The organism is Pantoea sp. X-Soil-ISGK-285 (assembly GCF_059730815.1).
The window spans coordinates 1,067,985-1,089,594 of sequence record NZ_AP035938.1 but is presented as its reverse complement, the minus strand read 5'-3'; the positions used below and the strand labels follow the sequence as shown (position 1 = coordinate 1,089,594).

Below are 21,610 nucleotides of genomic sequence, written 5' to 3'. Positions count from 1 at the left end.
CAGCTGCTGAAAGCCGGTTGGTGTGGCCAACGCAGCTCTGGCTGTACCCTGATGAGATGCGATCCCAAAGGTAAGGGATAGAGGTGATGCACCTAATGAACACGATGTATGTATAAATCCACACTAACTGGCGGGATTAAGCCCAGGTTATGATCTGATTTCAATGGCTACCCAAGGTCACAATAGCCGGTTAATTAAACAGAAAAGCCAGCGCGAGATGAAGCAGCGTGGATATAACAATTAACCCTCCTCAATCTCTTCAGATAAGGTTAAAAATGAAAGCAATTACAATCGCAGCGACCACTTTATTACTCACAGCCTGTGTACCCCATAATGACAGACAACACGCTGTGGGCATGGCTAACCCAGCCTCTGTGCATTGTGAAAAGAGGGGCGGCAAGCTGGACATAGTTAAGGGCCCGGATGGTGAATCAGGTTACTGTACTCTGCCAGGCGGAGAGCGCATCGAGGAGTGGGCACTGTACAGAAGGGATAACCAATAGACGCGTTAGTCGGAAGGCATATCAGGGCAGCGATCAAGGAGCCGTAAGAATGGGACGTTGCTTTATGAAAGGAGGATTACCAGCATACGGCCGCATTGATGTTCCTGATTTCACAAAGTGTGTAGTGCGATGAAAATACTGATATTTATTTTAATCTTCTCCGCAACCTGGTTTCTCATACCTGAAGGGATCATCAGATCCCTGGTAGAAGGCCACATTAGCGGTGACGGTGAAGGCGCTATGGATAGTTTCGAATTCACAGTGATTGCACTTAAGGCGGTGCTTTCGGTTCTGCTGGCCTTTATCGGTGTCTGGCTATATCGCAAAGCTAACCAACGATAACGAAGCGACATTCAAGAAGATGTTCATCGACGGCCAACAGAAGGACCTCAGGGGCTTAGCCTGAGCATTCATTCGCGCAAGGTTGGTGTAGTTGTCAGACAAAGCGGCTAAGCCGTTTTGAGAAATGGTAATTACTTTATCCATTTCTTCAGCTTTGATTCGTCGAAGTTAGTGCCTGTGTAGACGCGGCCGGAAAGCAATGTTGCAATAACCGCACCAAAAATCAGCTTCTTCATATCCCTATACCCAAAATAATAGACGGGATAAATCCTCGCATGGAGTAGTCGAAAAAAAGTGGAAAATGATCAATTTTGCTAAAAGTCATAGCGCGCCTGCCGATAAGCCAGAGAACGCAAATCACGGAGAAATCACAATGGAACACCCAAACCCACTCGCAGCGATGACGTTCATAATCTGGTTTTTTATGTTTATTCCATGCTTTCGTATGGCTCAAAAGGCGGGATTCGGATGGAAAATGGCTCTGTTACTATCATTCCCCGGCTTGCATTTCTTTACACTCTATATCTTCGCTTATAAGAAGTGGCCCAATCTGCCCAATGCTTGAGACCTGATAGCAAAAAAACCACCTGAGTGGGCTATGCCATTATGCACTTTATGAATTTATGGAAAGGCACTAGCGATTCTTTGTTGCAACAACTTCATTAGTCTTTTCATAAATTCTGGCTCTTCGAGCCCAATACTCCCTGAGTGCTCCCCCAGACTAACAAGAATCTCATCATCGCCACCTAAAAGTTGTGCAGCAAAAATGGTATAGCTACCTGAAGATTATAACCATCATGCGAAATATGGATTACCCATTCAAATTTTAATCCCCTTCAAACACTTCTCGCTGCTCAGCCCTAAATGTCTCCAATCAGAGGGTTGAGGTTCTACTGAGCCAGTTGAATGCCTTTTACTTGAATGCCCATAGCTTTCTCCGGGCAATAAAAAAACCGCAAGTTAGAGGTTTAAGATTGGGTAAACGATGAGGTTGTTTTTCCTAAGCAAAGGTTGAACTGCGAACGAGACCTAAAACCAAAATGCTGGCATTGTGCGGATTTCATTGTACCAATGGTTAACTGCGGGGATTTCCTGTAAGAACCAGAAGCCGATCCCAATCATCATGATGCTAATTCCAAAATGAAGAATAGTGCTGATCCAATATTCAATAGGTTTGGCATCCTTGTAGATGAATTCCTTGCGACTCGTTCCCTTAAAGGTTTTGGTATAGATTCCCCGATGCATGTAAATGAAAGACTCAGCCAGCGTTATTAGACCAACTATAAAGGCGGCACATACTGTGAACCAATACTGAAATCCCATTATTTTTCATCCCAGCTAATGTTTTAGGTTCATTATTACACAGCTATATAAGATTCCAGTAAGGGTGGCGTAATATTTCGCCACTCACTCAAAAGTGTCTGCATAGTGAATGCCTGAATAACCTCATCCGCGCAGCCCTTATGCAATCGCTGCTGCGTGCAGCAGCAAATGAATGGGGCTGGATAAAGACAGCGCCGGTTATCAAAACAAAGAAGCCTGACAGCTAGCGCATCCGCTGTTAACGCGAGAGGAAGCGAACCGGCTGATTGATTGCATGCCGGAAAGCATAAAGCCAGTGGTAATATTTGCGCTGGCTACCGGCCTTCGCCGTTCAAACATTCTGGATCTGGAATGGACGCAGGTTGATATGCAAAGGAAGGTCGCCTGGATTAATCCGGAGAACGCCAAAGCGGGCAAGGCTATTGGCGTGGCTCTGAATGATACGGCATGCAAAGTGCTGAAGGGACAGATAGGGAAGCATTCACGCTGGGTGTTCGTACACACCAAGGCGAAGCATCGCAGCGACGGAACGCTGGCGCCGGCAGGCAGGAAAATGCGCAGTGATGATAACACGGCGTGGAATATCGGTCTAAAGGCGGCAGGCATAGAAGACTTCCGCTTTCATGACTTGCGGCATACGTGGGCGAGCTGGTTAATACAGTCTGGTGTTCCGCTTTCCGCGTTGCAGGAAATGGGTGGCTGGGAAAGTATCGAAATGGTGCGCCGGTATGCTCACCTCGCACCTAACCACCTGACCGAACATGCGCGCAAAATTGACTCACTTTTGGGTGAGAGAGACACAAATACGACACAAGGAGATAATCAGGTAGGATTAAAGCTGGCGTAAGTCGATGATTTTATTTGGTACGCCCTACAGGATTCGAACCTGTGACCTACGGCTTAGAAGGCCGGTGCTCTATCCAACTGAGCTAAGGGCGCATGGAGATGGCACGGATTATACGTCGGGAAGCGGGTACGTCAACGTTTTTGCCGTTTCTCCGCAGCGAAGTGCTGCGGTAATGACCAATTGGCGTCAGTGACGCCTGCGCCATTCGCTGAGCGACACGAGTTTACTGTTGTCGGTAAATTCTCCTTCCAGCTCAATCCCTTGTGATGTGAAACGCGCATTGTATTGCTCACGAAGTGCATGCAGCGCCTGGATGTCCGGCTCCAGCTGGCGCAGAAAGCCCAGCGCGAGCAGCAACTGCTGGCGGTTAATAAGCGGTGGAAAACCGGCACGACTGAGAATCGCATGCCAGCGCTGGCTGTTCTCCTCGCTGCCGTCAACAATGAACACCTGCCAGATCAGCAGTACCGCTGCGCCATTATGCAGGTGCGTTTCATTATCCTTGCTGAGATAGTCGGTAAACTCTTTCGCCGCCTCTTTCCCCATCATAGAGATCATTGATTCCACCTGTACCGGTGGCAGCTGCAGCCGTTTGCTGAGCCGCTGAGCGGCGTGTCGTGAGCCAGCGGTGAGCAGCTGAAATCCAGCGACAAACACCACCGCCAGAGTAGCAAGTATTATCCAAATCATTACATCGTCCCCGGATTGTCCTGCAGATATCATACGCATGCAGGCTGGCACTCGTCGCGACGAAAAAGCCGGAAAGCACATACGCGGCTGAAACTGTAACTGACAGCGCGCCGCGCTTCTGACAAAATACCCCCCTTCCCCGATTCAACACAACACAGTGGATTTCCTCTCTGATGGCAGCAAAAATTATTGACGGTAAAACGATTGCGCAGCAGGTGCGCGTTGAGGTTGCGGAAAAAGTGAAGCAGCGCCTGGCCGCCGGAAAACGCGCGCCAGGTCTGGCAGTGGTTCTGGTGGGTGAAAACCCGGCATCGCAGATCTACGTGGCCAGCAAATGCCGCGCCTGTGAAGAGGTCGGTTTCCACTCCCGCTCTTACGATCTGCCTGCTACGACCCGCGAAGCTGAGCTGCTGGAGCTGATTGATGCGCTCAATCAGGACGACGAAATCGATGGCATTCTGGTGCAGCTGCCACTGCCAGCCGGCATTGATAATGTCAAAGTGCTGGAGCGCATCACGCCTGATAAAGATGTCGATGGATTCCACCCTTATAATGTCGGTCGCCTCTGTCAGCGTGCGCCAACCCTGCGTCCCTGCACGCCACGCGGTATCGTGACGCTGCTGGAGCGCTACAACATTGACACCTACGGCCTGAATGCCGTGGTGGTTGGCGCATCCAACATTGTTGGTCGTCCGATGAGTATGGAACTGCTGCTGGCGGGCTGCACCACGACCGTCACTCATCGCTTTACCAAAGATCTGCGCCATCACGTTGAGCATGCCGATCTGCTGGTCGTTGCAGTGGGTAAGCCCGGGTTTATTCCGGGTGACTGGATCAAACCGGGCGCCATCGTCATCGACGTGGGCATTAACCGGCTGGAGAGCGGCAAAGTGGTGGGCGATGTTGATTTTGATAGTGCATCCGAGCGCGCCTCCTACATTACCCCGGTGCCGGGCGGTGTTGGTCCGATGACAGTAGCAACACTGATTCAAAACACGCTGCAGGCGTGCGAAGAGTTTCATGATAAAGAGGTAGTATAAATGACAAGTTTTTCACTGGGTAAATTCCCGCACGTCGATCTGTGTGACCTGCTGAAACTGGAAGGATGGGTTCAGAGCGGCGCACAGGCGAAAGTCGTGATTGCCGAGGGTGAAGTGAAGGTCAACGGTGCGGTAGAAACCCGCAAGCGCTGCAAAATCGTAGCCGGTCAGACCGTGGAATTCGCGGGTTTCCGCATTACTGTGGTCGAGTAATTTCCGGGCGTCCCTGCGGGGACGCTGTTACACCCGCTCATCCCCCTTTACGCACGTCTCCCCTTCCCGCTGTTCCAGTGCAATATGATTCACCGCCGTATGCTGCGCTATCAACGTCGCGAGCCGGGGTGAATGGCTGGTGATCCAGAGCTGACTGAACTCGCTGGCTTCGGCGATTAAGCGCGCCAGCGCAGGCAACAGATCTTCATGCAGGCTGTTTTCCGGCTCATTCAGTGCCATAAAGGCGGGCGGACGCGGGCTGAGCAGTGCGACAACCAGACAGAGAAACCGCAGCGTGCCATCAGAAAACTCCGCGCTCTCCAGCGGACGCAGAATGCCCTGGCGCGACATCAGCATCTGGAAACGGCCATTCTGCACATCGACATCAAACTGGCTGTCGGGAAACGCCTGTTCCATCACCTCAGACAGGAGTTCGGAATGACCGCGCTCAAAAATGGTCGCCCAGGCCGCCGCCAGATTGCTGCCATCATGGCTCAGCACCGGCGCACGCACGCCAATCTGCGGTGCCCGTATCGGTGAGCCAGGCCAGACCGCAAACTCATGGTAAAAGCGCCACTGCTGCAGACGTTCGCGCAACTGCGAAAGCTCCGGATAGCGATGCGGTTCGCCAAGCTGACCAAACAGCGACTCTTCGGGATGCAGCACCGCCGGATAGGCGACGCGCTCGCCCTCAACGTTGTGCAGAAAGGCGGTCTGATTTTCGCGCTGCATAATACAGGCGGAAGGACGGCGCTGCTGACCGCTCAGCCAGAGTCGCTCCTGCTTCACCAGCGGATCGAGATTAAACAGGCTGGTCACCAGCGGCTCGGGAAAGCCAATCTCCAGCTGGTAATCCATGTCATCCATCACCACGGCCAGCTCCAGCCGCTTTGGATCGTGTCGGCGATCGCCCCGACGTAAGCCGCCCGCCCACATCGCTTTCTGAATGCCGCCTTCTTCAGCCAGCGCCAGTGCCAGACGACCGCTGGCCGCCTCATGCAGCAACCGCACCGCTTTGTAGAGGTTGGATTTACCGCAGCCGTTGGGACCGCTCACCACATTCAGCTGCTGCAGCGACAGCGTCAGGTTACGTATTGAGCGGAAGCCGCGGATCTGAATCTGTTCAATCGCCATAATAAAAAAGGGCGATTGCTCGCCCTCTCCGGTTTATTTTCGACGCCAGCTGGAGCCCTGCGGCCCATCCTCGACGATGACACCCAGCGCGTTAAGCTTGTCGCGCGCGATGTCCGCTTCCGCCCAGGCTTTGGCGGCGCGCGCATCGGCACGGGCTTTAACCCAGTGCTCAATCTCGGCAACCTCTTCGTCATTGACCTGCGCGCCGCTTTGCAGGAACAGCTCAGGATCCTGCTGCAGAATGCCCAGCACGTTGGCCATCTCGCGCAGCTTCGACGCCAGCCCATGCGCTGAAGCGCCATCTTCACTTTTCAGGCGGTTCACTTCACGCGCCATGTCGAACAGCACCGAATAGGCTTCCGGGGTGTTGAAATCATCATCCATTGCGCTGCGGAACCGCGCTTCAAACGCTTCGCCGCCGTGGGCAGGCACGCTGCTGTCGGTGTGACGCAGTGCCGTATAGAGACGCTCCAGCGCCGCACGCGCCTGATTCAGGTTATCTTCGCCGTAGTTAAGCTGGCTGCGATAGTGACCGGACATCAGGAAGTAACGCACCGTCTCCGCATCATAATGTTGCAGCACGTCACGCACGGTGAAGAAGTTACCGAGCGATTTAGACATCTTCTCGCGGTCAACCATCACCATGCCGGAGTGCATCCAGTAGTTGACGTAAGGGCCGTCATGGGCGCAGCTCGACTGGGCGATTTCGTTTTCATGGTGCGGGAACATCAGGTCTGAACCGCCGCCGTGGATATCGAAATGGGTGCCCAGCTGTTTGCAGTTCATTGCCGAGCACTCGATGTGCCAGCCGGGACGACCGTTGCCCCACGGCGATGACCAGGCTGGCTCATCCGCTTTGGACATTTTCCACAGCACGAAGTCCATCGGATTGCGTTTCACGTCGGCGACTTCAACGCGCGCGCCCGCCTGCAACTGCTCCAGATCCTGACGCGACAGCGCGCCGTAATCGGTGTCGCTAAGCACATCGAACATCACATCGCCATTGTCCGCCACATAAGCGTGACCGCGAGCGATAAGTGTTTCCACCAGCTCGATAATCTCAGCGATGTGACGGGTAGCGCGCGGCTCCTCATCGGGCGGCAGAATCCCCAGCGCGGCGAAGTCGTTGTGCATCTCGCCAATCATGCGGTTAGTCAGGGTTTCGATGCTCTCGCCGTTTTCGTTGGCGCGCCTGATGATTTTGTCATCAATGTCGGTGATGTTACGTACATAATTAAGCTGATAACCGAGGTAACGCAGGTAGCGCGCCACCACGTCAAACGCCACGAACGTCCGCCCATGACCAATGTGACAGAGGTCATACACCGTGATGCCGCAAACATACATCCCGATTTTACCGGCATGAATGGGTTTGAATTCCTCTTTCTGTCGACTCAGGGTGTTATAAATCTTAAGCATTGAACGGTTCCGTTTTCGCGTGTGGTTGGCACTTTTAAGTATCCAGACATTGTGCCGTATTTTTATCGCTCGCGCGACGCAAAGCAAGCCAACTGCGCCGCGCTGCTGACGCGTCATTGGAAATTATGATATAAGAACGGTCGACAAAAAGGGGGACGCCCATCGACAGAGCGACCTCAGCAACTGATGACAACCTTTACAGGACGACAAAAATGGTAACTTTCCAGACGAACCATGGCGATATCGTAATCAAAACTTTCGATGATAAAGCGCCGGCAACCGTACAGAACTTCCTGGATTACTGCCGTGAAGGTTTTTACGACAACACCATTTTTCACCGCGTAATCAACGGCTTTATGATTCAGGGCGGCGGCTTCGAGCCGGGCATGAAGCAGAAAGAAACCAAAGCCGAAATTCAGAACGAAGCCAGCAATGGCCTGAAAAACACCAAAGGTACGCTGGCAATGGCACGTACCTCTGCGCCGCACTCTGCGACCGCACAGTTTTTCATCAACGTAGCTGACAACGACTTCCTGAACTTCCGTGACGAAAGCGTTCAGGGCTGGGGCTACTGCGTGTTCGCTGAAGTGGTTGAAGGTATGGATGTGGTCGAGAAGATCAAAGCGGTCTCTACCGGCCGCAGCGGCATGCACCAGGATGTGCCAAAAGACGACGTCGTTATCCAGAAAGTGACCGTCAGCGAGTAATGTCGCGCACGCTGTTTATCGCAGATCTCCATCTGTGTCAGGAAGAACCGGCGATTACCGCCGGTTTTCTGCATTTTTTACAGCGCGAAGCGCCCCACTGCGACGCGCTCTATATTCTCGGCGATCTGTTTGAAGCCTGGATTGGCGACGACGATCCCAATCCGCTGCATCAGCAGGTTGCCCGCGCCCTGCGCGCCCTGCCGGTTCCGGTTTACTTTATCCATGGCAATCGCGACTTCCTGATTGGCCGACGTTTTGCGCAGGCCTGTGGCATGACGCTGCTGCCGGAAGAGCAGGTGCTGACGCTCTACGGCCATCGGTTGCTGATCATGCACGGCGATACGCTCTGTACCGACGATGCGGGTTACCTGCGTTTTCGGGCCAAAGTGCATAATCCCTGGATCCAGCGGCTGTTTCTCGCGTTGCCGTTGTGGATACGTAAACGCATTGCCGCCCGGATGCGCGCCGACAGTAAACAGGCCAACCAGCATAAATCCCAGACCATCATGGATGTGAATCAGGAAGCGGTCGTCGCCACTATGCTGCGCCAGCAGGTGCCGCTGTTAATCCACGGTCACACTCATCGTCCGGCGATTCATACGTTGAGCCTGCAGGGTGAACCGGCGCAACGCGCGGTGCTGGGTGCCTGGCACAGCCGGGGTTCCATGATCCAGCTCGACGCCAGTGGCATTCAGCTTATCCATTTCGACTTTTAATCTGCGGTTAAATCCACGACCTTAAGCCCGACGCAACCGTTTTCCTTGCGTGCTTCTCATGCTATTCTCGGTGCCCTTCAAAACCTGTCCGCCCGGCCAGGTCTGTTTGTTCATTCACAGGAGTTGACCCCATGTCATCCAACGCCCCGGCCCGCATCGCCATTGTTATGGGTTCCAGAAGTGACTGGGCCACCATGCAGTTCGCCGCTGAAATCCTCTCCAGCCTGGACGTCCCTTTTGATGTTGAAGTGGTCTCTGCGCACCGCACCCCGGATAAACTGTTCAGCTTCGCCGAAACGGCAGCCGACAAGGGTCTTCAGGTGATTATTGCTGGCGCAGGTGGCGCGGCACATCTGCCGGGTATGCTGGCGGCAAAAACGCTGGTGCCGGTGCTGGGTGTGCCGGTGCAGAGCGCGGCACTGAGCGGCGTCGATAGCCTCTATTCGATTGTGCAGATGCCGCGCGGTATTCCGGTCGGTACGCTGGCGATTGGCAAGGCGGGCGCAGCCAATGCCGCGCTGCTGGCGGCGCAGATTCTGGCGCTGCATGACAGTGCGCTGGCGTTACGCCTGACCACCTGGCGTCAGAGCCAGACCGATGAGGTGCTGAACCATCCCGATCCGCGGGTGGATGCATGAAGCCGGTTTGCGTACTGGGCAACGGCCAGTTAGGTCGTATGCTGCGTCAGGCGGGTGAACCCCTGGGCATCGCGGTGTATCCGGTGGGCTTAGACGCCGATCCTACCGCGCTCCCTATCGCCGACAGCGTGATCACCGCCGAAATCGAACGCTGGCCGGAGACGGCGCTGACGCGTGAGCTGGCCAGCCATCCGGCCTTTGTTAACCGCGATATCTTTCCGCGTCTGGCGGATCGTCTCACGCAGAAACAGCTGCTGGATCAGCTGGGACTGGCCACCGCGCCGTGGCAGTTGCTGGCAGATAAAAGCGAATGGCCAGCGGTGTTCGACTCGCTGGGCGAATTAGCGATTGTGAAAAGCCGCACCGGCGGTTACGACGGCCGGGGTCAGTGGCGTCTGCGTGCCGATGAGACTCACACCCTGCCGGAGGCGTGCTACGGCGAATGCATCGTTGAGCAGGGCATCAACTTTTCCGGTGAAGTCTCACTGGTGGGGGCGCGCGGTCACGATGGCCAGGTGGTGTTCTATCCGCTGACGCATAACCTGCATCAGGATGGCATTCTGCGCACCAGCGTCGCGCTGCCGCAGGCGGATCAGGCACAGCAGCAGCAGGCTGAAGCGATGCTGAGCGCGATCATGCAGGAACTGAACTACGTCGGCGTAATGGCGATGGAGTGTTTCGTTACGCCAGACGGATTGCTGATCAATGAGCTGGCGCCGCGCGTCCATAACAGTGGGCACTGGACGCAGAACGGTGCATCGATCAGCCAGTTTGAGCTGCATCTGCGCGCCATTCTTGGTCTGGCATTACCACAGCCGGTGGTGTTTGCGCCGTCGGCGATGGTCAATCTGATTGGCACTGACGTGAATCTCAGCTGGCTGCAGCAGCCGCTGGTGCATCTGCACTGGTATGACAAAGAGGTGCGTCCGGGTCGTAAAGTGGGCCATCTGAACCTGACCGACAGTGATACAGAGCGGCTCAGGGCTGCCCTTAATGCGCTGGTGACGCAGCTACCGGAAGCGTACGCCAGCGGCATCGCCTGGGCGGTTGAAAAACTGTAATCCCTGCACCGCCTGATGAAGGGTTTATCAGGCGGTTCAGAAGGTTAATGGGATGGGCGCATACACCGGTAAGTCAGGTCCGACACCGGTTGGTCAGTTTCAGTCGCCGGTAAGTCAGAGGCAGACGCCGGTAACGGGTGCGATCGGGATAAAGGTCAAAGGCGGCCTGGTGCCGCCTTATTCCAGCCCTGCCTTACGCCGCATCAAACTTCCTGAACAGCGCCTTCCCTTTCAGTAATCGGATCCCCAGCCAGCCACCGCACAGCGATAACAGCAGTGCGCCACACAACGGCAGCGCCAGCCACAGGGTCCAGTCAGGCTGCCACGGGAAGTCGAAAATCTTAGTCTGTAATCCCCACAGTGCCGCTTCTGCCCCCATCGCCGCCGCCACGCCGGAGACCACGCCGAGCAATGCAAACTCACACCACAGCGTCGTGCGCAGCAGGCGTTTACCGGCACCCAGCGTGCGATAGACCACCAGCTCCTGACGCCGCTGGCGCATACCGACCTGAATCTGCGCCAGCAGCAGCAACACGCCGCAGGCGGTTACCAGCACCACCATGATCTCCAGCGCCTGGCTGACCTGCGCCAGCACCTGGCCGATCTGCCGCATTATGCTGCCGATATCCAGCAGACTCAGCGCCGGAAAAGCACGGTTAAGCTGCGCCAGCAGAACAGGATTCGCCTCCATGCGGAAGCTGGTGAGCCAGGTCTGCGGCTGGCTGTCGAGCGCGCCCGGCGGGAAGATAAAGAAGAAGTTCGGCTTCAGGCTTTCCCAGTCCACTTTACGCAAACTGGTAATGCGCGCGCTGAAGGTCTGCGTATCGCCGTCGAACGTCAGGGTATCGCCGAGCTTCAGCCCCAGCCGATCGGCCAGCTCCACTTCCATCGACACTTCACCCGCTTTGGGTGGCCAGTTGCCTGCCACCAGCGGATTATGATCCGGGCGATCGGCCAGTTCCGTCAGGTTGAGCTCACGGTTCAGGGCATTATCCAGCTTCGGATCGGCCGGTTTGCCGTTGAGTTCACTGAGCCGCACCCGCGCAATCGGGTAAAAGGTCCCGGGCGTGATCTGATGCGACTGCAGGAAATCACGCATCTGCGGCACCTGATCTGCCGTCATGTTCAGCAGGAAGAAGTTCGGGCTATCCGCCGGTAACTGCTGCTGCCAGCGATCCAGCAGATCGCCACGCATTACCAGCAGCAGCGCCAGCAGCATGAACGACAGCGAAAAGGCCGCAAGCTGGCTCAGCGTCATGCCGGGCTGGCGCAGCAGCCGGTTGATCGCCAGTCGTAACGCCAGGTTGCGCACTACCAGCCGACGCAGCAGCAGCAGGGTTCCCCAGCCGAGTAGGGCCAGCAATCCGGCCAGCACCATCACACCCGCCAGCAGCGCCCAGAGCATTTTACTGCCGCCAACCAGCAGCGCTAACAGCGTCACCACCACCGCGATCATCACCGGAATATAGATCTTCAGCGGCCAGAGATTCGCCACCGCATCGCGCCGCAACACCCGCAGCGGCTGTGTCGCCAGCAGCAGACGATAGGGACGCAGACCCACCAGCAGCGAAATCACAAACAACGATCCCACCGCCCAGATCCATGGCCAGACGCTGGCCGCCGGTAAGCTGGCAGGCAGCACGGGTTTCAGCATCGCCATCAGGATCGCTTCAACGCCCTGCCCCACCAGACCACCGGCAATCGCCGCCAGCAGCAGCACCGCCAGCCACTGACCGATGATCAGCCGCTGCAACGCGCCGTGCGTCGCACCCAGGGTTTTCAGCACTGCCACCAGATCGTAGCGGCTGCGGCAATAGTGGCTCATGGCGACCGCCACGGCCGCAATCGCCAGCATCAGCGTCAGCAAGGCCGAGAGCAGCAGGAACTGCTGCGCGCGCTGCATCGAACGGCCCAGTGCATCTTCCGAGTTCTCCACGCTGATCCAGCGCTGTTCCGCCTTCAGCTGCGGTTCAATCCAGCGGTCATAGCTGGCCAGCTGATCGGGATTACCGGAAAACTTATAGCGCCAGGTGATGCGGCTGCCTGGCTGAATCGCACCAGTTTTGGCGGCATCCGCCAGATTGATCAGCAGACGCGGTGCCATCTCAAACGGGTTAAAGCCGCCATCCGGCTCCTGGATCACCTCCCCGCTGATGCGCAGCTGGGTATCACCCACTTCCAGCGTGTCGCCCACTTTCAGGTTCAGCAGCGCCATCAGGCGCGGTGCCGCCAGCGCGGTACCCGCCTGCGGCCTCAGCCCTGGCGGCTGCGTCTGCAGCGTGCCAAACATCGGGTAGCGATCGTCCACCGCTTTTACTGAGGCAAGCTGCGGTGACTGATCGGCAAAGGTCATGGTCATAAAGGTCAGCTGACGGCTGACCGTCAGACCGGTTTCAGCTGCTTTTGCCAGCCAGGCTTCTGGCGCTGCATCACTGCTGCGCAGCGTACGGTCTCCGGCCATAAAATCACGGCTCTGCTGATTCAGCCCTTTTTCCATGCGATCGCTGATCGACCCCAGCGCCAGCACGCAGGCCACCGCCAGCGTCAGGGCCAGCCAGACAATCAGCAGCGAGGGCGAACGCCACTCGCGCCAGAACCAGCGCCAGATCATTGCTCCTCCCACAATTTACCGTCGCGCAGCCGCAGGCGACGATCGCAGCGCGCCGCCAGTTGCTCGTCATGCGTCACCAGAATCAGCGTGGTGGCGAAGTCGCGGTTAAGGGAAAACAGCAGATCGGCAATGCGGTCACCGGTTTTACGATCGAGATTGCCGGTCGGTTCATCGGCAAACAGCAGACCAGGACGGCCACTGAAGGCGCGGGCCAGCGCCACGCGCTGCTGCTCGCCGCCTGAAAGCTGGGCGGGCAGATGATGCAGACGTTCACCCAGTCCGAGCAGCGTCAGAAGCTCTCTCGCCTGTTCACGGCTCTGGCGATCGCTGTCGCCGCGCAGCAGGGAAGGTAGCTGCACATTCTCCTGGGCATTCAGGGTCGGCACCAGCATAAATGACTGGAATACAAAGCCGACCTGTCGCGCACGCAGGGCCGCACGCTGCTCTTCGTTCATTTGATGCAGTGGCTGCCCCAGCAGATGGACTTCGCCGCTGCTGCCATCGTCCAGCCCGGCCAGAATTCCGAGCAGGGTTGACTTGCCGGAGCCGGACTCGCCAATCAGCGCAATGGTCTCAGCTGGTTTGACAACCAACTCAACTCCGGTAAGGATGGTTAACTGATGCTCTCCCTGACCGACGGACTTAGTAAGATGATGAACTTCAACAATGTTTTCCGCTGGCATTATCCCTTCCTGTTATTGATTCTTCTGCTGGTGTCGCGTCTTGCTGCTGCAGATACGCTGATGGTACTGGGCGACAGCCTGAGTGCGGGCTATCGCATGTCTGCCACTGCGGCCTGGCCCAGCCTGCTCGATAAGCAGTGGCAGCAAAAACCTAAAGTGATCAACGCCAGTATCAGCGGTGATACGGCTGCACAGGGGCTGGCGCGCCTGCCCGCACTATTAAAACAGCATCAGCCGCAATGGGTGTTAATCGAATTGGGCGGTAACGATGGTTTGCGCGGTTTCCCGCCCGACGCTATCGCGCAGAATCTGAGTAAAGTTATCGACGATGTTAAAGCCGCCAATGCGAAGCCGCTGCTGATGCAGATTCGTCTGCCTGCCAACTATGGTCGCCGCTACACCGAAGCGTTCAGCGGCATCTATCCCGGATTAGCGCAGCAGCATAACATTCCTCTGGTGCCCTTTTTCATGGAGCAGGTTTATCTGAAACCCGAGTGGATGCAGCAGGATGGCATTCATCCTAATCCTGATGCCCAGCCTTTTATCGCCCAGTTAATGGCAAAAGACCTGGCCCCCTTAGTTAAGCAGCCGTAGCGCGCCGGGATGCGCAAAAAGGGTAAAGAAATGCAAAAAACCATTCTGATTACAGGTTGTTCGAGCGGTATTGGCCTGGTTGCCGCTCACGATTTACTGGCGCGGGGCTACCGGGTGATCGCCGCCTGCCGTAAAGCAGAGGATGTCGCCCGCATGGAAACACTGGGCTTTACCGGGCTGCAGCTGGATCTCGACGATCCGCAAAGTGTGGATCAGGCCGCCGACACAGTGCTCGCGCTCTGCGATAACCGTCTGACGGCGTTGTTTAACAACGCCGGATTTGGTCTCTATGGCCCGCTGCACACCCTCTCCCGCCAGCAGCTGGAACAGCAGTTTTCCAGCAACTTTTTCGGCGTCCATCAGCTGACACTGCGTCTGTTGCCCGCGTTGCAGGCCAGCGGCGATGGCCGCATTATTAATACCAGCTCGGTGCTGGGGCTGATCTCCACACCAGGCCGGGGCGCCTATGCCGCCAGTAAATATGCACTGGAAGCCTGGAGCGATGCGCTGCGGCTTGAAGTGCGCAGCCGCGGCATCCGGGTCAGCCTGATTGAACCGGGTCCGATTCAGACCCGCTTTACCGACAATGTGACGCAGGGCGAACAGCATAACCCGGTGTGCAACCCTGGCATCGCGGCACGTTTTACCCTGCCACCGGAAGCCATTCTGCCTAAACTTCGTCATGCACTCGAGAGTAAACATCCGCGTTTACGCTATCCGGTGACACTGGTCGCACACATAATGAGCCTGCTGAAACGGTTACTCCCCGGCTGGATGCTGGATCGCATTTTGCGCAGCCATTAATCAGCCATGCGCAATAGCGCTTGAAGCCGGGCCAGTTGGCCCCATATTCTTAGAACACTTTTTGCAAAGAGACTTATCCATGTCACCACAAGCTTCGATCATCGACATCAACGAATCTAACCTGCAGCAGACCCTTGAGCAGTCGATGCAGCTGCCGGTGCTGTTCTACTTCTGGTCTGAGCGCAGCCAGCACTGTCAGGATCTGACGCCTGTGCTGGAGCGCCTGGCGCAGGAGTACGCGGGTCAGTTTATTCTCGCAAAACTGGATTGCGACAAAGAGCAAAGGGTGGCGTCGCAGTTTGGTCTGCGTTCAATCCCGACCGTCTATCTGTTCCAGGATGGTCAGCCGGTTGATGGCTTCCAGGGACCGCAGCCGGAAGAAGCGATCCGCGCCCTGCTGGAAAAAGTCCTGCCGCGCGAAGAAGAGCTGAAAGCGCAGCAGGCGATGGCGCTGATGCAGGAAGGTAAACCGCTGGAGGCGCTGCCGTTGTTAAAAGATGCGTGGCAGCTGAGCAATCAGTCCAGCGAGATCGGTTTCCTGCTGGCTGACGTACTGATTACCCTGAACCGCAGCGATGAAGCGGAAGCGGTGCTGAAAGTGGTGCCATTGCAGGATCAGGATACCCGCTATCAGAGCCTGATGGCGCAGATCGATCTGCTGAAACAGGCAGCGGATACGCCGGAGATTCAGCAGCTGCAATCCCAGCTGGAGGCTGACCCGACTAACGCCGGGCTGGCTGCTAAACTCTCGTTACAGCTGCATCAGGTGGGCCGTAATGAAGAAGCGCTGGAACTGCTGTTCAGCTTCCTGAAATCCGATCTCAATGCCGCTGATGGCCAGGCGCGTAAAATGCTGCAGGAGATTCTGGCGGCGCTGGGTACCGGCGATGCACTTGCCGCGCGTTATCGTCGTCAGCTCTATTCCCTGCTCTACTAAGCGGCAGCACCCCGGGCCGAAGCGACTCGGCCCGTTAATCTGACAACGCGGAGGTTGTATGATAACTGTAATTCCTGCCCTGATTATTCTGGCGCTGGTGGCGGTCTGGGCCACCGTCAAGATCGTGCCACAAGGTTTTCAATGGACGGTTGAGCGCTTTGGCCGTTATACCCGCACCCTGCAGCCAGGATTAAGCCTGGTGGTGCCGTTCATGGATCGTGTCGGTCGTAAGATCAACATGATGGAACAGGTACTCGATATTCCCTCGCAGGAGATCATCTCCAAAGACAATGCCAACGTCACCATCGATGCGGTCTGCTTTATTCAGGTCGTTGATCCCGCGCGTGCCGCGTATGAAGTCAGCAATCTTGAGCAGGCGATTCTTAACCTCACCATGACCAATATGCGTACCGTGCTTGGCAGCATGGAGCTGGACGAAATGCTGTCACAGCGCGACAGCATCAACACCCGCCTGCTGCATATCGTGGATGAAGCGACCAACCCGTGGGGCGTCAAGATCACCCGCATCGAGATCCGCGATGTGCGTCCGCCGCAGGAGCTGATTGGCGCGATGAATGCGCAGATGAAAGCGGAGCGAACTAAACGCGCCGATATTCTGACAGCCGAAGGGGTGCGACAGGCGGCGATCCTGCGCGCTGAAGGGGATAAGCAGTCGCAAATCCTCAAAGCAGAAGGTGAACGGACCTCGGCGTTCCTGCAGGCAGAAGCGCGCGAACGTCAGGCGGAAGCGGAAGCTAACGCCACTAAGATGGTCTCGGAAGCGATCGCATCAGGTGATATTCAGGCCATTAACTACTTTGTGGCACAGAAATATACCGATGCGCTGCAAAAAATCGGTGAAGCTAATAACAGCAAAGTGGTGATGATGCCGCTGGAGGCGAGCAGTCTGCTGGGTTCGATTGCGGGCATCGGTGAACTGCTGAAGGAATCACGCACTGAGTCGAAACGCTGATGCTGGTCGATATTATCGCGCATCCGCACTGGTTCTGGCTGACGCTGGGTGGGTTACTGCTGGCGGCTGAGATGCTGGGCACCAGCGGTTACCTGCTCTGGAGCGGGCTGGCGGCGGTCATCGTCGGCCTCATTGAGTGGTTTGTGCCGGTAAGCTGGACGGCGCAGGGCTCTCTGTTTGCCGTGCTGACGCTGATCTGCGTCTTTTTATGGTATCGCTGGATGCGCCATCGTGAAGCGCGTCAGAAACCCAATGCCCTGAACCAGCGCGGCAGTCAGATGATCGGGTTGCAGCTGACGCTGGATACCGCGCTGCATAACCGCACCGGCCATGTGCGGATCGGGGACAGCAGCTGGCGGGTCGAGGCGGAGCAGGATCTGCCTGCGGGCACAGCAGTGGTCGTAACCGGCATTGAAGGGATTACGCTGCGTATTCAGCCACGCTGACCGCAGCACCCGGCCAGATTGTTGATAATCGGACATTCGGCGCCGTCATCGCCGGGACAGGCCTCTGCCAGCGCCAGCAGGCGAGCGCGCATGACGTGCAGCTCTTCAATATGCGCCGCAATTTCCTCCGCTTTCTGCAGAGTACGGGCTTTTACATCGGCACTGTGGCGCGACGGATTGTTAAACAGCGCCACCAGCTCACGACACTCATCCAGCGTGAAGCCAACCTGTCGTGCCTGACGTAACAGGTTCAGCTCCTCAAGATGGTGTCCGTTGTAGCTGCGGTAGCCATTTTCACTGCGCAACGGCGGCGTCACCACCCCCTTCTCTTCGTAAAAACGTATCGCCTTGCTGGTCAGTCCGGTCTTTTTTGCCACATCGCTGATGTTCATTTTCGTCCCCTTGACCTTCCCCTTGATGGAAGGTTTATGCTTAAGCATGAATCGAAAATGACCAATCGGTCAAATGGGATTACAGAAGGAGTTGATTATGTCACACACTATTTCTCTGGCACTGGACGGCTTGTCCTGCGGCCACTGTGTCAAACGTGTCAAAGAGGCACTGGAACAACGCGATGATGTTGACCAGGCCGACGTGACCCAACAGGAAGCGCAGGTTTCCGGTCACGCAGATGCGGCCGCGCTGATCGCCACCGTGGAGCAGGCGGGTTATCACGCGACGCTGAAAACCGCGGACGCTTCCCCAAAGTCTGAACCGTTGACAGCATCAGAGCCGCCGCCGGAGGCGCTGACAACGGAGACTGCTTCCCGTCCGGCAGAAACAACCCTCCCCACCCATATGCTGCTGATTGAGGGCATGACCTGCGCCAGCTGCGTGAGCCGGGTGGAAAAAGCACTGCAGCAGGTCGCAGGCGTCAGCCAGGCGCGCGTCAATCTCAGCGAACGCAGTGCGCTGGTGCTGGGCGACGCTGATCCGCAGCAGCTGGTAGCGGCCGTCGATGCCGCGGGTTATGGCGCGCAGGTAGTGGATGACGAGCAGGAGCGACGGGAGAAGCAGCAGCTCAGCGCCCGCAGCGCGATGCGGCGTTTCAGCTGGCAGGCTGCAGTCGCCTTAGCGTTTGGCCTGCCGCTGATGATCTGGGGCATGGTGGGCGACAACATGATGCTCACCGACCACAACCACCGCGTCTGGCTGACGCTGGGCATCGTGACTCTGCTGATCATGATCGTCACCGGCAGCCATTTTTATCGCAGTGCCTGGCGCAGTTTACGCAATGGCAGCGCCACCATGGATACGCTGGTGGCACTCGGCACAGGCGCCGCCTGGATTTACTCCTTTAGCGTGGTGCTGTGGCCCGACTTTTTCCCGCCACAGGCGCGCCATCTCTATTTCGAAGCCAGCGTCATGATCCTGGGCCTGATCAATCTGGGGCATGCCCTGGAGCAGCGGGCGCGCCAGCGATCTTCTAAAGCGCTGGAAAGATTGCTGGATCTGACGCCAGCACAGGCGCGGCAGGTTGATCAACAGGGCGACAGGCTGATTCCGGTCAGCGAAGTGCAGCCCGGCATGACGCTGCGCCTGGTCACCGGCGATCGGGTGCCGGTCGATGGCGAAATCGCTACCGGTGAAGCCTGGTTTGATGAAGCGATGCTGACCGGCGAAGCGGTGCCGCAAAGCAAGACCCCGGGCGCAGCCATCTTTGCCGGCACCCTGGTGCAGGATGGCTCGGTAGAATTTATCGCCCGGGCGACGGGTAATCACACCACCCTGTCGCGCATTATCCGGCTGGTGCGTCAGGCGCAGAGCAGTAAACCGGATGTGGGCCGTCTGGCGGATCGCATCTCCGCCGTTTTTGTCCCGGTGGTGGTGTTGATCGCACTGCTCAGCGGCGCAGTATGGTATCTGTTCGGACCGCAGCCACAAATTGCCTATATGCTGGTGATCGCGACAACCGTGCTGATTATCGCCTGTCCTTGTGCGCTGGGCCTGGCGACGCCGATGTCGATTATTGCCGGTGTTGGCCGCGCCGCCGAACTGGGGGTGCTGGTGCGCGACGCCGATGCCTTGCAGCGCGCCAGCCAAATCGACACCCTGGTGTTTGATAAAACCGGCACACTCACTGCCGGCAAGCCGCAGGTCAGTGACGTGCAGGTCTGGGGTGATGCCACCCGTGAATCAGTATTAGCGACCGCGGCTGCGCTGGAGTTCGCCTCGGGCCATCCGCTGGCGAAAGCGATTGTCGCCGAAGCGAAACTGACCCAGCCGCCTCTGTTAGCGCAATTTCGTACAATACGCGGCAAAGGGGTCAGCGGTAGTCTGGATGGCAGAACGCTGCTGCTGGGTAATGCCGCGCTAATGCAGGATAACGGCGTCGATTACCAGGCGGCGGAAGCAGAGATTGCGCGGCTGACGCAACAGGGTGCAACGCCGGTGTTACTGGCTGAGCAGGGCCAGCTAACCGGGCTTATCGCGCTGCGCGATCAGCTTCGACCGGAAAGCGGCGCAGCTCTGAAGCGACTGCATCAGCAGGGTTATCGCCTGATTATGCTGACTGGCGATCATGAAAATACCGCGCGCGCCATTGCTGCCGAGGTCGGTATTGATGAAGTAATTGCGGGCGTGATGCCGGAAGGCAAAGCGGCTGCAATTGAACAATTACAGCAGCAGGGCCGTCGCGTCGCGATGGTGGGTGATGGCATCAATGACGCGCCCGCACTGGCGCAGGCCGATGTGGGCATTGCCATGGGTGGCGGCAGCGATGTGGCGGTGGAAACCGCGGGCATCACGTTGATGCGTGCCGACCTGAACAGCGTGGCAGACGCGTTAGCGCTCTCTTCCGCGACCCTGCGCAATATCCGGCAGAACCTGTTTGGGGCATTTATCTATAACAGCATCGGCATTCCGGTGGCAGCGGGTGTGCTCTATCCGCTGACCGGTACCCTGCTCAGCCCGATTGTGGCGGGTGCAGCGATGGCGCTCTCCTCCATTACCGTGGTCAGCAATGCTAACCGCCTGCTGCGTTACCGGCCACCGCGCGAGTGATCGCCGTTTCAGCGCTGTTTTTCACGCGCTGAAGTCGCTAGCATGGGGTTTTGAATCGCAAAGGACCGGGAATGACAGGCAACATCTGGCGCTCACTGCGCGGCTTTATCAGCCAACTTTTTCCCGCCAGTTACCGCTGGCCTGCGATGGATGTCCGGCTTGGCGATCGTCAGCTGCATCTGGTCGGCAGCATCCACATGGGGACGCGCGACATGCAGCCGTTGCCCGCCCGTCTACTGCGTCAGTTGCAGCAGGCGGATGCACTGATTGTGGAAGCGGATATTACGCAGGGTGGTTCACCCTTTGATCACCACGGCGATCGTCCTGAGCTTTCCACCCGGCTGGATAGTCACGCGATGCAAACGCTCAACGCACTCTGTCAGGAGATGAGCCTCAATCTGAGCCTGTTTGATAATCTGCCCGCCTGGCAGGTGGCGCTGATGTTACAGGCGCAGCAGGCACAAAGGCTGGGATTGCGACCTGACTACGGCATCGATTATCAGCTGTTGCAGGCCGCGAAAGGTCTGAACAAACCGGTGATTGAACTGGAAGGCGCAGAGGCGCAGATCGCCCTGCTGACTGCGCTGCCGGATGACGGCATGGCGTTGTTGCAGGATACGCTGCTGCACTGGCACACCAATGCGCGCCTGCTGCAGATGATGGTGAGCTGGTGGCTCGATACGCCGCCACGCCAGCCGGAAATCACCCTGCCCGCCACCTTCAGCCAGGCGCTGAATGATACGTTGATCGGTCAGCGAAATGCGCAGTGGTGTGACCGGCTTCAGGGATTATCAGCGGGAAACTATGTGGTAGCGGTCGGTGCTCTGCATCTCTACGGCGAAGATAACCTGCCTGAGATGCTGAAGAAGCCCTGAAAAAAAGAGAGCCGATAATATTATCGGCCCGTCAAAGAGGAATTTGTTTAT

22 protein-coding genes, 1 tRNA gene and 1 pseudogene are annotated in these 21,610 nt (G+C 57.1%); 16 read left to right on the top strand and 8 right to left on the bottom strand.

Annotated elements, in window-relative coordinates:
* Positions 1-275 precede the first annotated feature (275 nt).
* Together AC6I8B_RS05030 and AC6I8B_RS05025 are read left to right on the top strand one after the other, a co-directional pair.
* Positions 276-503, top strand: coding sequence for a putative hemolysin (locus AC6I8B_RS05030; protein ID WP_071997996.1), 228 nt, complete (start codon positions 276-278; stop codon positions 501-503).
* A gap of 129 nt (positions 504-632) precedes the next feature.
* Positions 633-845: a hypothetical protein gene (locus AC6I8B_RS05025; RefSeq protein ID WP_033766660.1), complete on the top strand. Its 213-nt coding sequence runs from the start codon at positions 633-635 to the stop codon at positions 843-845.
* Between the two features lie 1,029 nt (positions 846-1,874).
* Here the strand turns inward: AC6I8B_RS05025 and AC6I8B_RS05020 are convergent.
* The gene (locus tag AC6I8B_RS05020; protein ID WP_033766659.1) at positions 1,875-2,168 is read right to left on the bottom strand and encodes a DUF2542 family protein; all 294 of its coding nucleotides are present in this window, start codon (positions 2,166-2,168) and stop codon (positions 1,875-1,877) included.
* A 134-nt stretch (positions 2,169-2,302) separates the two neighbouring features.
* Between AC6I8B_RS05020 and AC6I8B_RS05015 the strand changes: the two are divergent.
* A pseudogene (locus AC6I8B_RS05015) lies at positions 2,303-3,015 on the top strand (site-specific integrase); the annotation flags it as partial.
* A gap of 15 nt (positions 3,016-3,030) precedes the next feature.
* Here the strand turns inward: AC6I8B_RS05015 and AC6I8B_RS05010 are convergent.
* Both AC6I8B_RS05010 and AC6I8B_RS05005 read right to left on the bottom strand, forming a co-directional pair.
* Positions 3,031-3,107, bottom strand: a tRNA-Arg gene (locus AC6I8B_RS05010).
* A gap of 94 nt (positions 3,108-3,201) precedes the next feature.
* Positions 3,202-3,705 (bottom strand): DUF1198 family protein, encoded by a 504-nt coding sequence (locus AC6I8B_RS05005; protein WP_033785436.1) that lies wholly within the window; start codon positions 3,703-3,705, stop codon positions 3,202-3,204.
* A 173-nt stretch (positions 3,706-3,878) separates the two neighbouring features.
* Here AC6I8B_RS05005 and folD point away from each other — a divergent pair, with 173 nt between their 5' ends.
* Entirely contained in the window at positions 3,879-4,745 is an 867-nt protein-coding gene (folD, locus tag AC6I8B_RS05000) for a bifunctional methylenetetrahydrofolate dehydrogenase/methenyltetrahydrofolate cyclohydrolase FolD (protein WP_497817595.1), read from the top strand.
* Positions 4,746-4,958 carry a ribosome-associated protein YbcJ gene (gene ybcJ / locus AC6I8B_RS04995; RefSeq protein ID WP_003849455.1) on the top strand — a complete coding sequence of 71 codons (213 nt, stop codon included), beginning with the start codon at positions 4,746-4,748 and terminating at the stop codon, positions 4,956-4,958.
* A 27-nt stretch (positions 4,959-4,985) separates the two neighbouring features.
* On the opposite strand, the gene AC6I8B_RS04990 is transcribed toward ybcJ, so the two are convergent.
* Complete coding sequence (locus AC6I8B_RS04990; protein ID WP_157351673.1) at positions 4,986-6,092, bottom strand: AAA family ATPase; 1,107 nt, start codon at positions 6,090-6,092, stop codon at positions 4,986-4,988.
* A gap of 33 nt (positions 6,093-6,125) precedes the next feature.
* Positions 6,126-7,511 carry a cysteine--tRNA ligase gene (gene cysS / locus AC6I8B_RS04985; protein ID WP_010259051.1) on the bottom strand — a complete coding sequence of 462 codons (1,386 nt, stop codon included), beginning with the start codon at positions 7,509-7,511 and terminating at the stop codon, positions 6,126-6,128.
* A 212-nt stretch (positions 7,512-7,723) separates the two neighbouring features.
* Between cysS and ppiB the strand changes: the two genes are divergently transcribed.
* From ppiB to purK, 4 genes are all read left to right on the top strand, one after another.
* Positions 7,724-8,218: a peptidylprolyl isomerase B gene (gene ppiB, locus AC6I8B_RS04980; RefSeq protein WP_010259052.1), complete on the top strand. Its 495-nt coding sequence runs from the start codon at positions 7,724-7,726 to the stop codon at positions 8,216-8,218.
* Positions 8,218-8,934 carry a UDP-2,3-diacylglucosamine diphosphatase gene (lpxH, locus tag AC6I8B_RS04975; protein ID WP_031592136.1) on the top strand — a complete coding sequence of 239 codons (717 nt, stop codon included), beginning with the start codon at positions 8,218-8,220 and terminating at the stop codon, positions 8,932-8,934. Before ppiB ends, lpxH begins: the two co-directional genes overlap by 1 nt.
* 131 nt (positions 8,935-9,065) lie before the next feature.
* Entirely contained in the window at positions 9,066-9,572 is a 507-nt protein-coding gene (purE, locus tag AC6I8B_RS04970) for a 5-(carboxyamino)imidazole ribonucleotide mutase (RefSeq protein ID WP_010259054.1), read from the top strand.
* Positions 9,569-10,633 (top strand): 5-(carboxyamino)imidazole ribonucleotide synthase, encoded by a 1,065-nt coding sequence (purK, locus tag AC6I8B_RS04965; protein WP_052272117.1) that lies wholly within the window; start codon positions 9,569-9,571, stop codon positions 10,631-10,633. The genes purE and purK overlap by 4 nt, the downstream gene beginning before the upstream one ends.
* A gap of 193 nt (positions 10,634-10,826) precedes the next feature.
* On the opposite strand, the gene ybbP is transcribed toward purK, so the two are convergent.
* Positions 10,827-13,244, bottom strand: coding sequence for a putative ABC transporter permease subunit YbbP (gene ybbP / locus AC6I8B_RS04960; protein WP_157351669.1), 2,418 nt, complete (start codon positions 13,242-13,244; stop codon positions 10,827-10,829).
* Complete coding sequence (gene ybbA / locus AC6I8B_RS04955; protein WP_010259059.1) at positions 13,241-13,927, bottom strand: putative ABC transporter ATP-binding protein YbbA; 687 nt, start codon at positions 13,925-13,927, stop codon at positions 13,241-13,243. The genes ybbP and ybbA overlap by 4 nt, the downstream gene beginning before the upstream one ends.
* Between ybbA and tesA the strand changes: the two genes are divergently transcribed.
* The 5 genes from tesA to AC6I8B_RS04930 all read left to right on the top strand — a co-directional run bounded on the left by tesA (position 13,895) and on the right by AC6I8B_RS04930 (position 17,681).
* Positions 13,895-14,521: a multifunctional acyl-CoA thioesterase I/protease I/lysophospholipase L1 gene (tesA, locus tag AC6I8B_RS04950; RefSeq protein ID WP_010671236.1), complete on the top strand. Its 627-nt coding sequence runs from the start codon at positions 13,895-13,897 to the stop codon at positions 14,519-14,521. The two genes, ybbA and tesA, sit on opposite strands and share 33 nt — an antisense overlap.
* A 30-nt stretch (positions 14,522-14,551) precedes the next feature.
* Entirely contained in the window at positions 14,552-15,325 is a 774-nt protein-coding gene (locus tag AC6I8B_RS04945; protein WP_157351667.1) for an SDR family oxidoreductase, read from the top strand.
* A 79-nt stretch (positions 15,326-15,404) separates the two neighbouring features.
* Entirely contained in the window at positions 15,405-16,262 is an 858-nt protein-coding gene (locus tag AC6I8B_RS04940; protein WP_010259064.1) for a thioredoxin family protein, read from the top strand.
* A gap of 58 nt (positions 16,263-16,320) precedes the next feature.
* Positions 16,321-17,235 carry an SPFH domain-containing protein gene (locus AC6I8B_RS04935; protein ID WP_010259065.1) on the top strand — a complete coding sequence of 305 codons (915 nt, stop codon included), beginning with the start codon at positions 16,321-16,323 and terminating at the stop codon, positions 17,233-17,235.
* On the top strand, positions 17,235-17,681 hold the full coding sequence (locus AC6I8B_RS04930) for an NfeD family protein (protein ID WP_010671234.1): 447 nt from the start codon (positions 17,235-17,237) through the stop codon (positions 17,679-17,681). Before AC6I8B_RS04935 ends, AC6I8B_RS04930 begins: the two co-directional genes overlap by 1 nt.
* On the opposite strand, the gene cueR is transcribed toward AC6I8B_RS04930, so the two are convergent.
* On the bottom strand, positions 17,669-18,073 hold the full coding sequence (gene cueR, locus AC6I8B_RS04925) for a Cu(I)-responsive transcriptional regulator (protein ID WP_010671233.1): 405 nt from the start codon (positions 18,071-18,073) through the stop codon (positions 17,669-17,671). The genes AC6I8B_RS04930 and cueR overlap by 13 nt on opposite strands.
* Positions 18,074-18,170: 97 nt before the next feature.
* On the opposite strand from cueR, the gene copA reads away from it, so the two are divergent.
* Positions 18,171-20,684 carry a copper-exporting P-type ATPase CopA gene (gene copA, locus AC6I8B_RS04920; protein WP_497817594.1) on the top strand — a complete coding sequence of 838 codons (2,514 nt, stop codon included), beginning with the start codon at positions 18,171-18,173 and terminating at the stop codon, positions 20,682-20,684.
* Between the two features lie 71 nt (positions 20,685-20,755).
* Complete coding sequence (locus AC6I8B_RS04915; RefSeq protein ID WP_157351663.1) at positions 20,756-21,559, top strand: TraB/GumN family protein; 804 nt, start codon at positions 20,756-20,758, stop codon at positions 21,557-21,559.
* Positions 21,560-21,610 lie beyond the last annotated feature (51 nt).